The sequence below is a fragment of the Actinotignum urematis genome, from assembly GCF_051264595.1.
In the GTDB taxonomy this organism is placed as follows: Bacteria; Actinomycetota; Actinomycetes; order Actinomycetales; family Actinomycetaceae; genus Actinotignum; species Actinotignum timonense_A.
On record NZ_JBOZBG010000008.1, the window covers coordinates 1 to 13538 of the forward strand.

General features: G+C 62.4%; 15 protein-coding genes. All 15 read right to left on the reverse strand.

What is annotated here, in order from left to right; all coding sequences use genetic code 11:
• Positions 1–45: 45 nt before the first annotated feature.
• Positions 46–885 (reverse strand): TrmH family RNA methyltransferase, encoded by an 840-nt coding sequence (locus tag ACRQDJ_RS04980; RefSeq protein ID WP_284903348.1) that lies wholly within the window; start codon positions 883–885, stop codon positions 46–48.
• Between the two features lie 72 nt (positions 886–957).
• A complete protein-coding gene (locus ACRQDJ_RS04985; protein WP_284903349.1) occupies positions 958–1671 on the reverse strand; it encodes a glycerophosphodiester phosphodiesterase family protein in 714 nt (237 codons plus the stop codon).
• A 77-nt stretch (positions 1672–1748) separates the two neighbouring features.
• Positions 1749–2132 (reverse strand): 50S ribosomal protein L20, encoded by a 384-nt coding sequence (rplT, locus tag ACRQDJ_RS04990; protein ID WP_026429412.1) that lies wholly within the window; start codon positions 2130–2132, stop codon positions 1749–1751.
• 37 nt (positions 2133–2169) lie between these two features.
• Positions 2170–2364: a 50S ribosomal protein L35 gene (rpmI, locus tag ACRQDJ_RS04995; protein WP_016442851.1), complete on the reverse strand. Its 195-nt coding sequence runs from the start codon at positions 2362–2364 to the stop codon at positions 2170–2172.
• 81 nt (positions 2365–2445) lie between these two features.
• The gene (infC, locus tag ACRQDJ_RS05000) at positions 2446–3159 is read right to left on the reverse strand and encodes a translation initiation factor IF-3 (RefSeq protein ID WP_434736376.1); all 714 of its coding nucleotides are present in this window, start codon (positions 3157–3159) and stop codon (positions 2446–2448) included.
• Between the two features lie 240 nt (positions 3160–3399).
• Positions 3400–4137 (reverse strand): HisA/HisF-related TIM barrel protein, encoded by a 738-nt coding sequence (locus ACRQDJ_RS05005; RefSeq protein ID WP_284903353.1) that lies wholly within the window; start codon positions 4135–4137, stop codon positions 3400–3402.
• The gene (locus ACRQDJ_RS05010; RefSeq protein WP_284903354.1) at positions 4134–4754 is read right to left on the reverse strand and encodes a hypothetical protein; all 621 of its coding nucleotides are present in this window, start codon (positions 4752–4754) and stop codon (positions 4134–4136) included. Before ACRQDJ_RS05010 ends, ACRQDJ_RS05005 begins: the two co-directional genes overlap by 4 nt.
• A 31-nt stretch (positions 4755–4785) precedes the next feature.
• Entirely contained in the window at positions 4786–5307 is a 522-nt protein-coding gene (locus ACRQDJ_RS05015) for a YbhB/YbcL family Raf kinase inhibitor-like protein (protein ID WP_284903356.1), read from the reverse strand.
• A gap of 69 nt (positions 5308–5376) precedes the next feature.
• Positions 5377–6279, reverse strand: a complete 903-nt coding sequence (gene uppS / locus ACRQDJ_RS05020; protein WP_284903358.1) for a polyprenyl diphosphate synthase — start codon at positions 6277–6279, stop codon at positions 5377–5379.
• Positions 6276–7007 (reverse strand): DNA repair protein RecO, encoded by a 732-nt coding sequence (gene recO / locus ACRQDJ_RS05025; RefSeq protein ID WP_284903360.1) that lies wholly within the window; start codon positions 7005–7007, stop codon positions 6276–6278. The genes uppS and recO overlap by 4 nt, the downstream gene beginning before the upstream one ends.
• Positions 7008–7018: 11 nt before the next feature.
• Entirely contained in the window at positions 7019–8881 is a 1863-nt protein-coding gene (locus ACRQDJ_RS05030; RefSeq protein WP_435711032.1) for a 2-isopropylmalate synthase, read from the reverse strand.
• A 214-nt stretch (positions 8882–9095) separates the two neighbouring features.
• Positions 9096–10763 carry an alpha/beta hydrolase family protein gene (locus tag ACRQDJ_RS05035; RefSeq protein ID WP_284903365.1) on the reverse strand — a complete coding sequence of 556 codons (1668 nt, stop codon included), beginning with the start codon at positions 10761–10763 and terminating at the stop codon, positions 9096–9098.
• A 3-nt stretch (positions 10764–10766) separates the two neighbouring features.
• Positions 10767–11675 carry a GTPase Era gene (gene era / locus ACRQDJ_RS05040; RefSeq protein ID WP_101594916.1) on the reverse strand — a complete coding sequence of 303 codons (909 nt, stop codon included), beginning with the start codon at positions 11673–11675 and terminating at the stop codon, positions 10767–10769.
• Between the two features lie 6 nt (positions 11676–11681).
• The gene (locus ACRQDJ_RS05045) at positions 11682–12962 is read right to left on the reverse strand and encodes a hemolysin family protein (RefSeq protein ID WP_087070849.1); all 1281 of its coding nucleotides are present in this window, start codon (positions 12960–12962) and stop codon (positions 11682–11684) included.
• Between the two features lie 6 nt (positions 12963–12968).
• Positions 12969–13454 (reverse strand): rRNA maturation RNase YbeY, encoded by a 486-nt coding sequence (gene ybeY, locus ACRQDJ_RS05050; protein ID WP_026429421.1) that lies wholly within the window; start codon positions 13452–13454, stop codon positions 12969–12971.
• Between the last annotated feature and the right edge of the window lie 84 nt (positions 13455–13538).

The window sequence follows — 13538 nt, forward strand, 5'->3', positions numbered from 1 at the left end:
GAAGAATCTTCTTCGCCGCCCGCTTGGCTTACCCCGTGTATTTATTTAGGGGCGCTGCTGGATCATCGCCGTCGTACTGGAAAGGATCGCGGCGGCCATAGCAACATTGCAGGATTCGGCTTTCCCGTAGATCGGGATGGCGACGGTCGCATCCACATTGGCATCTACATCCGCGAAACCGTGCGCTTCATTGCCCAGCAGCCAGCACACCGGCCGGGTGAGATCCGGGCCAAGGGGCGGCTGCCCGAGGTAGGCGGCGTCGTTCGCGGAGGCCACCAGGGTGGCCAGGTCCCACTCCCCCTCCCCGGTTGCTGCCAGGAAGCTGATGCCCGCGCGTTCGAGCACGCCGTCGAGCTTGCTGACGTTAATGGAATCGAGAACCGGGAGGTGGAAAATGGAACCGGCCGAGGAGCGAATAACTTTCGGGCACCACAGTTCCACGCTGCCGCGCCCGAGCAGCACCGCATCGCATCCGGCCACGTCCGCGGCCCGAATAATGGCACCCACATTCCCGGGGTCTTGAATATTCGCGGTGGCCAGCACCAGCTTCGCGCCCTTGACCGTGGGTGTGAGTGCAGGTGTTTCCGGAATATCGATGACGGCCACAACGCCGCGCGCATCTTCGGAGAGCGCCTGCATCTCATCAGCGTTGAGCGGGTGGTGGTAGACGCCAGCATTTTTGATAAGGTCACCGAGTTCCGGGTTGGAGATGAGGCTCGCCTTCGTATAGTAAACGTCGCGAACCAGATTCGCGCGGTGCGCGAGGAGTTCTTGAACAGCTCCGGGGCCTTCCACCAGGGTTTGCCGGAAGCGTTCGCGCCGTTGGGGGCGGTGCAGGCGGGCGGCTCGGGTGAGTTGGGTATGCGATGCGGGTGTGCTTTTCACGGGTCGTTTCTTTTTCTGTAGGGGTGGATGTAGCAGGGTGTGCAGAAGGCGGGCGCAGCTTCTAGGAAACCGCTAGGGCCGCACGAAGCCGTCGGTAAAGATACCGGCCACACCCCAGCGTTCTAATTGCCGGGCGCGTTCGGGGTTGTTAACTGTGTAGACGTGCACGTCTCGGCCCGCCGCGCGAGCCTGCGCCACCACGGCCGCGGTCACGGCGTCGTCACTCAGATGCAGGTAACGCGCATCGCTGAGGTCAAGGACGGTGCGCCAATCCGGCCCGAAACTCGCGCGCTCGAATAGCGCTCCGCGCGGGATTTCCGGGGCGTGACGCGCGAATTCGGCCAGTTGCAGGTGGGAGAAGGAGGAAACGAGGGCCCGCTCGGGGCCGAGCCGCCGGGCTTGCTGCGCCACCGCACGAACCAGGGCGCGAGCCTGCTCGCCGCCCTGCGCGCAGGGTTTCATTTCGATATTAATGCCCATCCCGGTCTCACGGGCAAAATCGACGAGCTGGGCGAGGGTGGGAATCTTCTCCCCCGCGAAGCCGGGGCTGAACCAGGACCCGGCGTCCAGGGTTTCCAGGTCCGTAGCCCGGAGTTCATCAACGCGCCCGCGGCCGGTGGTGGTGCGTTCCAGGGTGGCATCATGGCACAGCGGAAGGGTGCCATCCGCGGTGATATCCACATCCGTTTCGATCCAGGTGAATCCTGCCTGGTAGGCGGCCCGGAATGCGGCCATGGTGTTTTCGGGTGCGTCAGCGGACAGACCGCGGTGGGCAAAAAGTTTCATGATTGTAGTCTAAACGCAGCGGCCCGAGTAACGAGGTATCGTCACTCGGGCCGCTGATGTATCACGCTGGAAAAAGCTTAGGCAACCTTGGGTGCGTTTACGTCTTCCGGAAGCGCAGCCTTGGCGGCATTGACCACCGCGGTGAAACCGGTGGGATCATTGACGGCCATTTCAGCGAGCTGACGGCGATCAACTTCAATTCCGGCCAGGCCCAGGCCCTGGATGAAACGGTTGTAGGTCATGCCTTCGGCGCGCACGGCCGCGTTGATACGGGTGATCCACAGCTTGCGGAAGTCGTTCTTCCGCTTCTTGCGGTCGCGGTAGTTGTAGACGAAGGAATGGGTGACCTGCTCCTTGGCCTTGCGGTAGAGGCGGGACCGCTGCCCGCGGTAGCCGGACGCCCGATCGAGGGTAGTGCGACGCTTCTTCTTGGCGTTAACGGAGCGCTTGACGCGTGCCATGTTTTTCTCCTTTTACAAAACTTTTCGTCGGACGAATCTAGCGGCCGAGCAGACGGTTAACTTCGCGAAGGTTGGACTTGTCCACAACCTGGTCGCGCGAGAGCCGACGCTTCCGGGTGGAGCTCTTGTGCTCCAGCAGGTGGCGCTTATTGCGCTGTTCGCGCATGAGCTTGCCGCTTCCCGTCACGCGGAAACGCTTCTTCGCACCGGAGTGCGTCTTCATCTTGGGCATTGTTCATCCTCACTCGTGCCCCGGGGGCACATTTGATCTACCAGATCTTTCGCGCCCGCGGGCGCGCTTTCACAAGGCAACTTATTCGGTTGCGGCTGCGTTGTTATCCGTTTCGGAGGTTTTTGCGTTGCGGTCAGCCGCGCGTTTGGCGGCTTTCGCGCGCCGGTTCTCGCGTTCAGCTTCACGACGACGCCGCTGATCAGACTTCGCTTCGGACTTCCGCCGCGTGGGCGCAAGGACCATGGACATATTGCGCCCGTCAGCGCGAGGTGCTGCTTCCACAGTGGAAATTTCCGCGAGTTCTTCAGCCAGGCCGGAGAGCAGGCGCACACCCATTTCCGGGCGGGATTGTTCACGGCCGCGGAAACGAAGATCGAATTTGACCTTATCCCCGGCGTTCAGGAAACGTTCCGCCTGCGACTTCTTGGTGTTGTAGTCATTACCGTCAATCTTCAGCCCAATCCGGATGGATTTGATCTGAGTATTGGCCTGGTTACGACGTGCTTCCCGAGCTTTCTGGGCGGATTCGTACTTGTATTTCCCGTAGTCCATGAGGCGCGCGACCGGCGGATTGGAATTCGGAGCAACTTCCACCAGGTCGAGGTTCGCCTCAACGGCCAGGCGGAGCGCATCTTCCGTGCGCACCACACCAACCTGTTCACCGCTGGGGCCAACAAGGCGCACCTTAGGGACGTGGATGCGATCATTTACACGCGGTTCGTTGTTAATTGCAGTTCCTCTGTTCCTCAACGTGGACAACGCACGGAGTACTCCCGAGGTGACACGGCACGCCAAACGGCCATGTTACGAACCCGCTACCCTTTGATATGACCCGGTCCTTCCTTTTCCGAAAATTTCTTTTCGAAATAGCGGCCCGGGCGGGCGGCTAGGTGGGATTTCTCCACTTGCGTTCCGGCAGAATGCCGGATTGACCGTACTAGTTTAGCACATCGGCATGAGTTACGGATAACACCGCGGGTTATTCTCCCCACATGCGACGGCGCAGCCACGCCCCGCGGCTGCGGAACTCACCGCTCAGGAAAGCTCCGCGAGGGCCAGGGCAACGGTGAAATTACCTTCGTAAAAGGCTTTGCCAATGATGACCGAGTCTACGCAGCCGGGCGAATCGCTATCGGCGCTCGCACGGCGCTCGCTCAGCTCCCGAACCGCGCGCAGATCGGCAAGCGTCGCCATGCCGCCCGAGGCAGTGATATGCGCCTGGCTCAGCTCCGCGACCCGGTGGAGTAGCTCAAGGTTCGCCCCGGCAAGGGCGCCATCTCGGGTTCGATCTGTGACGATGTAGCGGCGCGCACCGGCGTCGTCGAGAAAATCTATAACCTCACGCAACTCCCCAACATCGGTACCGGCACCGCGCGCAACCACCCGGGCGCCGTCGACATCAAGACAAACCGCCACCCGATCCGCGTGCTGCGCCAGTACCCCCGCAACCCACGCGCGATCCCGCAGGGCGGTGGTCGCGAGATTAATGCGCTCGGCACGGGTAGCGAGAGCGCGGTCGAGCACCTCCGGGGTGTCGATGCCACCGGAAAGCTCCCAGCGCATCGGGTGGCTGTCCATGAGGCGCTCGAGCAGAGCGAAATTATCCCCGGTGCCGTATACAAGGTCGAGGTCCACCAGGTGAATCCACAGCGCTCCGGCCGCCCGAAAATCGGCGATAGCCGCCGCGGGGTCACTCCACGCTTCCGGGCCGCTACCCAGCCGCGCCGAACGCCCCGCCCGAATATCTACCGCGACGAGCAGCTCACAGCTCATCGCGATCCCCCGCGGCTGGGTTCTTCGCCGGCCTCACCGGCCGCGTCTGCCGAGCCGGCCTCGCCTTCCATGCCGTCCAGATCATCCGCATCTTCGCCCCGCGCGACTTTGCGCAGAATCTTCTCAATATCCGCCTGGGTGAGTTTCCCGGAATCCAAGGCTGCGCAGTCGGTGATGGAGCGCTCCCCCAGCATGAGCTCCTCCACGATGGGATCCAGGGAGTTGAGCAGCAGGCCGGAAGCAATTTCTTCATCGGCCTTGCCAGCGAAGAAACGCCGCGCGCGCACCATCCCGGATACGCCCGGCTCAAAACCGGTGGATTCTTTATCCAGATTGACGTCAATAAGGATGGAGCCGTAGGGGCTGAGGCGGGAAAGCATTCCGGCCACCGCGGGCGCATCATCGGAAAGGGAGGCTGGTTCCTCATCGGGATCCGGGCCGGTGATATTGCGGATATCCCACTCATCGTAGACGGGCGTTGCCAGCTGGCGGTACACCAGCGCCCCGGAATCCGTGGCCACCACCTGCACGTCCAGGCCGTGCAACGCGCAGAGCGCCGCGAGGGCATCCGCGCTATCAAAAGGTGTGAGTACCGCGTAGGTGCGCACGTCAGTCATCGAGTTATCCTCCCCTTGCGCTTCGCTTGCTTTAGTTATTTTCCCAGGTGCCGGTGAGCAGGCCGCGCCCTAATACATGCTCGCGCGCCAGGAAATACGCCACCGCGGGCCGGGTTTCCGCATCAATATCCAGCACGGTATCAAGGGCCAGCACCGCGAAAATATAGCGGTGCGGGCCGTGGCCGGCCGGCGGGGCGGCGCCCTGGAAGCTCGGAGTTCCGCCGTCGTTCTTCAAAGTGAGGGCGGGTGCCGGAAGGTCATCGGAACCGCCGGCCGCAATTTCCGCGGTATCGGCGGGCAGATTCGCAACCGTCCAGTGCCAGTAACCGGACGGGGTGGGAGCATCCGGGTCATAGCAGGAGACGAGCAAACTCACCGTGCCCTCCGGCGGGGTATCCCAGCCCAGTTGCGGATTGCGGTCCGCCCCGCCCGGGGTGGTGCCGGTGCCGGTTGCGCTTTCGGGCAGGGCTTCCCCGTTCGCGAAATCATCGGAGGTGAGGTGAAGATCAACGCTTCCGGCCGGCACTCCGGCGTAGGGATCGTGGGTGGTCATATCCGCTCCTTATGCGTGTCTTTGTGCGTGGGCGCCGCGGCCGTGCGGCGGGCGCGCTTAGGGTCCAGTCTAGCGTGATGAGGCGGCGCCTTCCGGCGCAATTTTGTCGACGGCGCCTGCGCCCCGCGGCGCGCTTACCTTACCGGTGCCGGTATCTTGAGGCGCAATTTTGTCGACGGCGCCGCCGAATCGCCTTTCGCGCTGCCCGTAGGCGGCGCAGGCTTCCCATAGGGCACGCCGTTCAAATTCGGGCCACGGCAGCGGAGAAAAATACAGTTCCGCGTAGGCGCTTTCCCACATGAGGAAATTGGAGGTGCGGTATTCCCCGCCGGTACGGATAAGGAGGTCGACGTCGCGCATGCGCGGGGCGTAAAGCTGGGCGGTCAGGGTTGCTTCGCTAATGCGCTCGGCTTTGAGTTCGCCGCGGGCCACCCGCTCGGCAACCGCGCGCACCGCATCCACGATTTCCGCGCGCCCGCCATAGTTAATGCACAGGTTGAGAACCATCCGGGTATTCCCCGCGGTCAGTTCTTCCGCGGCGCGAATTTCACGCAGCACCGAGCGCCACAGCCGGCCTTCGCGGCCCACCCACTGCACCCGCACTCCCCATTCGTGGAGCTGATCGCGGTTGGCGCGGATAATATCGCGGGAAAATCCCATGAGGAACCGGACTTCAGAAGGTGAACGCCGCCAGTTTTCGGTAGAAAAAGCGTAGACGGAGAGCTCCGCGACTCCCACTTCCAGGGCGCCGGCCACCACGTCCATGAGGGAACGCTCGCCGGCTTTATGACCTTCGGTGCGCGCCAACCCGCGGGCATTCGCCCAGCGCCCGTTACCGTCCATCACGATGGCCACGTGTTCGGGCACCCGGCCCAGAGGCGGGGGCGTGATGCCGGGCCGGTGGGCCGGAGTGGGCCGCTCCAGGTGAGGGAGATGGTCCAGCTGCGCTCGATTCGGGTGCTCGTCTGTCATGATGCCGACCTCACGATCTGCAAGGAACGTACCTTGCGTTCCAAATACCATTGCACATACGCGGAAATATAGCCGTGTGCGGTTTCCCCAGCGGTACCGGCCAGCGCGTCAATAACGTTCCAATCCCCGCGTGCCAGGGCTGCAAGGAGCCTGCGGGTATCCTCGCCCGGATAAGCGGCCCCGCGCGGGGCGCAGCGCCGGCACACCAGTCCGCCGGCTTGCACGTGGAAAGCCGTGAGATCCTCCCCGCTACCGCAGAGCGCGCAGGAGGTCACCGCTAGGCCCCACCCGGATACCGCCATGGCGCGCAGCAGGTAGGAATCCATAATCGGATAGGGAGCGTGCTGGCGGGCAGCCAGGGAATTGAGTGCGCCCAGGAGAAGGCGGTAGTGGGCCCGATCCGGTTCGCCTTCCGCCCCGAGTTTTTCCGCAACTTCCACCATGGTGCTCGCAGCCGTGTAGGCTTCAAAATCGGGCGCGATGGCCCGCCCGAAGGGATTGAGGGTAGCCACTTCCGTGACAATATCGAGGCTGCGCCCCCGGTAGAGCTGCACATCCACATAGGTAAAGGGCTCCAGGCGCGCCCCGAATCGGGAGCGGGTGCGGCGCACCCCTTTGGCCACGCAGCGCACCAAACCGTGCGCGCGTGCCAGCAGGGTGACGATGCGGTCCGCTTCCCCCAGGTCCTGCGTACGCAGGACTATTCCTTCATCCCGATAGAGTTTCACTGGCTCCCAGTTTAGCGGTGCGCGCGATTGACAGCCGAGATAATCGCCTTGAGGCCGGCGCGTGTCGTGGAGGTGTGAATACCGCAGCCCCACAGCACCTGGTCATCAATCTCGCATTCCACATAGGCGGCCGCGGAAGCATCCGTACCCTCGCTCAGGGTGTGTTCGGCATAGTCGAGCACGTGGATATACTCGCCCAGCTGTTCCATCGCGTTGACGAAAGCGTGGATGGGTCCGTTGCCGCTGCCGTGCAGGCTATGTTGCACGCCGTCGGCCTGGGTTTCCACGACGGCGCTAATATCGGTCACCCCGCCGCTGTGATTGGTGAATTCCAGGGCGCGCAAACGGTAGCGACCCCACGGGGTGCTGGCCGCACCCGGCGCGCCAGGTGCGTTCTGCGAGGTCGCAGCGCCCGCCGAACCCGTTGCACCGGTCAGCTTCGCCGCAGCAGCGCCCGCCGGCTCTTGCTCCGCATACCCTTGCGAGAGCGGGAGGTATTCGTCCACGAAAATATCCCACAGGGTATCCGCGCTGACTTCTTCGCCGGTGCGTTCCGTCCAGGTTTGCACAATGCGGGAGAGTTCGATTTGCATGCGCCGGGGCAGATCCAGATTGCGGGTGGTTTGCATAAGGTAGGCAACCCCGCCCTTGCCGGACTGGGAATTAACCCGCACGATGGCATCGTAGGTGCGCCCCACGTCCTTGGGATCAATGGGCAGATAGGGCAGCGCCCAGGGAACCTGCCGTTCATCTCCGCCGGCCGCGGCCAGATCCGCGGCCCGCCGTTGCATCCCCTTCTTAATGGCGTCCTGATGGGAGCCGGAGAACGAGGTGTAGACAAGCGAACCGGCGTAGGGCACCCGCGGGCCCACCTCAATCCCGGTGCATTCTTCGCACACATCCACGATGGCATCAATATCGGAAAGATCCAGTTCCGGATCAATCCCCTGCGAATAAAGATTCATCGCCACCGTAATAAGATCAACATTTCCGGTGCGCTCCCCCTGCCCGAAGAGGCAGCCTTCCACCCGGTCAATACCGGCGAGCATCGCCAATTCGGTGGTGGCCACCCCGGTGCCGCGATCATTGTGATTATGCGCGGAAAGCGCCACGTACTCGCGCTTGGGGATATGGCGGGAGAAGTATTCGATTTGATCAGCGTAGACGTTCGGAGTGGCGCGTTCCACCGTGGTGGGAAGATTAATAATAATTTCGCGCTCGGCATCCGGTTGCCAGACATCCATAACGGATGAGCACACCTCGAGGGCGTAATCAATTTCAGTATCCACGAAAATTTCCGGGGAATATTCGAAACCGAAAATGAGATCATCCGGAAGTACTTTTTCGGCGTAAGCCACGATTTCCCGGGTTCCGGCCATGGCCAGTTCGCGGATGGCTTCCTTGGAGGAGCCAAAAACCACATCGCGGAACACCGGTGACGTGGCGTTGTACAGGTGCACGGTGGCGCGCGGGAATCCAGCCAGCGCATCGATGGTGCGGTGAATAAGTTCGGGGCGCGACTGGGTGAGAACCGAGACGGTCACGTCGTCAGGCACCGCGCCGTCTTCCGCCAGGGAGCGTACAAAATCCCAATCGGTTTGGGAGGCGGCCGGGAAACCGATCTCAATTTCCTTCACACCGATCTTGACAAGTAGATCGAAAATCCGACGTTTGCGGATCATATCCATCGGTTCGATAAGGGCCTGGTTGCCGTCACGCAGATCGGTGGAAAGCCAGCGCGGCGCCTTGGTAATGCGATTATTGGGCCAGGTACGATCCGGCAACGCAATCGGATTGGTATCCAGGAACGGCCGATACTTGTAGAAGGGCATACCCGAGGGGCGCTGACGGTGCGTGTATCCGGAAGTTTTCATGGGGTGGTCACCTTTTATTGTTGTGTGGCGGTCAAATTTAAGAACGACGGCGCAGCTTAACCCGCCGCGAGAAGCCGAATAAGCTCGCGGCGGCTCATAAGGAGAAGGCGAAGGGTACCCATAGGCATAACTCTAGCCCCTCAGCTAGCTGAATATGCACAGATTTTTCCGAGATGTGAGACATAACGCCCGTATTATGGACGGTCTCGTCGGTTTATAGCACCGCGGGGAAAGCATTCCAGTATCCCAGGCTCATGAGTAGCACCGCTTGGGCGCACAAAGTGAGCAGCGTAGTAACCCGTGCGATGCGCCCCATGCCGGGCCGGGCATTCCAGCTACGGAAAGCGGCCCGCACGTGCATCCACGCCGCCCCCAGCGCCGCCAGGTGAACAAGGGCGAAACCGCCCTGCACGATGAGGAGATTATGGGAGTAGGTGAGCGCGATATGGGCCACGGCCACCAGGTACACGAGGAAGACCGCCCAGGCGCCCACCACCGAGAGGGAAGCGAGATTGAGAGCTGCCCCCGATCCGGAGAAATTCGAGAGGCGATGCCCGCGCACCGGAATCCAGCACACCGCCACCAGCACAATGCTCACCGCCAGGAGGGCAACGCCGCCCAGCGCGATATAGAGCGCTGTTTGAGCGGTGAACCACCCGCCGGCCGTGAGGGTGGGGGCCACGAAGGCCTGCCGTGGTTGGTCACCGGCCACCCGCGGTTGCGCCGTCGCCGTAAAGGGTAAACCATTGACCCAATCCGCGGTGTCTTGCATGGCCGCGCGCGAAAGCTTACTGCGGTTGATCTGGAGGCCGTGGTCGGCGTCCTTGTAATAGCGCACCGTGAGCGCGCTGTTGCCGGCTTCTTCCAGGTAGCGGGCCATCATCTGCGGGCCCTGGATGGTCGGCATGGAATTATCGGCCGTGCCGTAGAGCATAAGGACCGGCATGGTCATCTGCTTCTCGTAGGGGGCCGCATCGAAATCGATATAGCGGAAGGTATCGGGGCCAAAATCCTGGCCGATGAGCTTCGGGATGGCGGCGCGCAGCCGGGCCGGGGCGTGAATTTCGCGCAGGTAGGCGTCCGCCGCGTAGGCTCCCTGCTGGCGGATCGGGAGCACCGGCGCGCTGATGAGGGCCACGTAATTGACCGCCTTCGCGCTGGTGGCCACAATCGGGGCCACGAAACAGCCTTCGGATACCGCGTACAGACCCGAGTGGCGTGCATCGACATCCTCCCAGGAGAGCATCTCCCGGTACACATCTTCAAAATCCGCGGCGAGCTGGAGGTAATCGCGATGCGTCGTCGTATAGTTCGCTACCCGTTTTTCCGGAACCACCGTAATAATCCCGGTGGAAGCAATCGCTTCGGTTTCCCGCCCGAAATCGCGCGCAGAAGAGGTGCCGGTGCCGTGGATAAAGAGCATCCCGGGGACCACCGGGCCCGCGCCCACCGGGCGTTTGACGACGGCGGGAATGAGGGTGCCATCGCGCAAGGTGATTGTGACGGTGCTGCTAGCCACCTGGTAGGTTCCCAGCCGCGCTGTGGGGACCCCGGTAGAAATGGTGGTATCCGGGGTTTGCGGGGCGATCGCCGCGGTCATGGGCTGCGGATTCCAGCCCGGCCCGAAGGCGCTCCCGATGAGCCCGGCGGCCAACACTACAATGAGCCAGGTGACGAAGCGTTTGTGGGTGGGCAGCCAGCGCCGCCAGCCCCTGCGCGCGGTGCGTTCCGGCTGGTCGGTGTGATTCGGGTGCTCATCGCGCCCCCGGCGCGCGGTACGTTCTGCGCGATCCGCGCTCTCCAGGTGGCTAGCTGGCACCAGGGTGCGCCCCGGCGGCGGATTCTCGGTGGGCGGGGTGTAGGGAAGATCGGTCAGGCGCACGTATCAGAACCCGAGTCGATCCAGCATTTTCGGGTCGCGCTGCCAGTCTTTGGAGACCTTCACGTGCAAATCGAGGTAGACCGGCGTGCCCAGCAGCGCCTTAATAGCTTTGCGGGCATCGCGCCCGATCTGGCGCAAGCGCGCTCCCCCGCGCCCAATAACAATCCCCTTCTGGGAATCGCGCTCCACGTGCAGCGAGGCGTGGATACGCACCAGCGGGCCCCCATTAGGTGCGGTCTCCTCAATAATTTCGTCGATGGTGACCGCGAGGGAGTGCGGAAGTTCTTCGCGCATTTTTTCCAGGCCGGCTTCGCGGATAAGCTCCGCGATGAGGGTTTCTTCCGTTTCGTCGGTAATGGCATCCAACGGATAGAGCGGCGGGGAAACGGGCAGCTGCTTAATAATCTGCTCGGTGAGGAGTTCCACCTGATCCATCGTGGTGGCACTCACCGGCACGATCTCCACAAAATCATGGAAGGCAGCCACGGCCACAATTTTTTCCGCGAGGGCTTCGCGAGTGACCAGATCAGTTTTGGTAATCGCGGCGATCATGGGGACTTTCGCGCGCACCGCCAGATCGAGGAGGTATTTATCACCCGGCCCGAGTTTTTCATTGGCGGGCAGGCACATAATGATGGTGTCCACATCGGCGATGGAATCGCGCACCATATCGCCCAGGCGTTCGCCCAGCAGGGTGCGCGGGCGGTGCATCCCCGGGGTATCCACAAGGATCACCTGGCCGGCATCCCGGGTCACAATGGCGCGAATAATACGCCGGGTGGTTTCCGGGCGGGCGCTGGTGATGGCGACCTTCTTCCCCACCATCGCGTTCGTGAGGGTTGATTTCCCGGCGTTCGGGCGGCCCACCACCGAGGCGAACCCGGCCCGAAATTCTGTGTTCTCCACCGTCATTGTGTTCTAGTCCTCGCCCTCATCTTCAGTTTCTTCGCGCGCAACGATAATAGTCGATAACCGGCGCCGGCGCCCTTCGAAACGGTCGGCCACCATGTGGATTCCGGCCACGGTTGTTTCGGCGCCGCGGATGGGGACGCGCCCGATGCTCTTGGCGAAGAGGCCGCCGGCGGTATCTACGTCGTCGTCCTCCAATTCGATTCCGAAGAGGTCACCGAGGTCGTCAATGGGCATGCGCGCCGGGATCCGGAAGCTTCCCGCTTCGAGTTCTTCCACCGCCGGGAGGGCCCGGTCGTGTTCATCGGAAATTTCGCCCACGAGTTCTTCCACGAGGTCCTCGATGGTAACCAGGCCGGCAATTCCGCCGTATTCATCCACAACGAGGGCGATGTGGACCTGGTCGGCCTGCATTTCCCGCATGAGGGTGTCAATAATCTTAGTTTCCGGAACGAAAACCGGTTCGCGTACCAGATCGGCTACCCGCAGGTCATCGTGCTGGTGGCGCCGGTGCACCCGCCGGATCACGTCCTTGAGGTAGAGCACGCCGATCACATCATCAATGGATTCCCGGTAGACCGGCACCCGGGAGAAACCGGAGCGGGTGAAGAGGGAAATAGCGCGATCCAGGGTTTCATCCGCCTCCACCGCGATCATATCGGTACGCGGCACCATGACCTCGCGCACCAGGGTATTACCCATATCGAAAAGCGATTGCAGAATATCGCGTTCGGCATCGTCCAGGGCTTCGGATTCGGCCACGCGTTCCACCATCACGGCGAGCTGGTCTTCTTGGCGCTGTTCGGCTTCCTCGGGTGAAAATTCACGTTCCCGGATGAGCAGCGAAAGCAACCAGGTGAGCGGAGAAAGCCACCAGGTGGCTTTGCGTAGCACCCGCTGGTGGCGTTCCACCCCGAAACTCAGGGGGTTGAAGAAGGCGAAAGCGAGGAGGGCCAGGACCGTCACGCCGAAGAAAATGGGGAAGATCTGCCACCAGGCCGCCACATCGGTTCCGAGGGCGAAAGTGAAGCAGATTCCGTAGCTGGCCATGAGGAGCGCACGCACCACGGCGATGCCCATGGAGGCGGCCGGGCGGCGGGCCATAATGGCCACCACGCGCGCCGAACCGCGTTCCTTATGTGCGTACATTTCCGCGGCTTCGGTGCGGGTCATGCGCCCGAGGGCCGCGCCCACCACCGTGCACCACAAAGAAAGCAGGAGGCACAGGCCGGCAGCAATATAAAACGGGGCGGAGGGCAGCGTTCCCGCTGCCACGGGTAAGTGATCCATCCTTTCTTACACCTCCGTGGGGCGCGGATCGCCTCCCCCGCGTTCGGAAAGGAACACGAGGAGGAGTTGGCGTTGCAAAGCGAACATGGTGTCTTTTTCTTCCGGGGTTGCGTGGTCGTAGCCGAGCAGATGCAAAATCCCGTGGGTTACGAGGAGCAGAATTTCCTCCGCGGTGGAGTGCCCCATGGCGTGGGCCTGGCGGCTGGCAACCTGCGGGCATACCGCAATATCGCCGAGCATTCCCGGGCGCGGTTCTTCACCGGGCGGGGCCGGGCGCACCTCATCCATGGGGAAGGACATCACGTCTGTGGGCCCTTCCAGGTCCATCCACGTGACGTGGAGATCCGCCATGGCATCCTCATCGAGGAGCACGATGGACAGATCCGCCATGGAATGCACCCGCATCTTATCGAGGACGTAGGTGGCTAGCTCCGAGATCTCTTCCAGATCCGGAGCCGGACTAAAACTCGATTCGTCATTTACTTCTATCATGTGGTCTTTCCTGACAACCGTTCCCTAGATTCTCCCGAAACTGCCCTACCGCAACGCGCGCCGCACTACTCGCCGCTACTCACA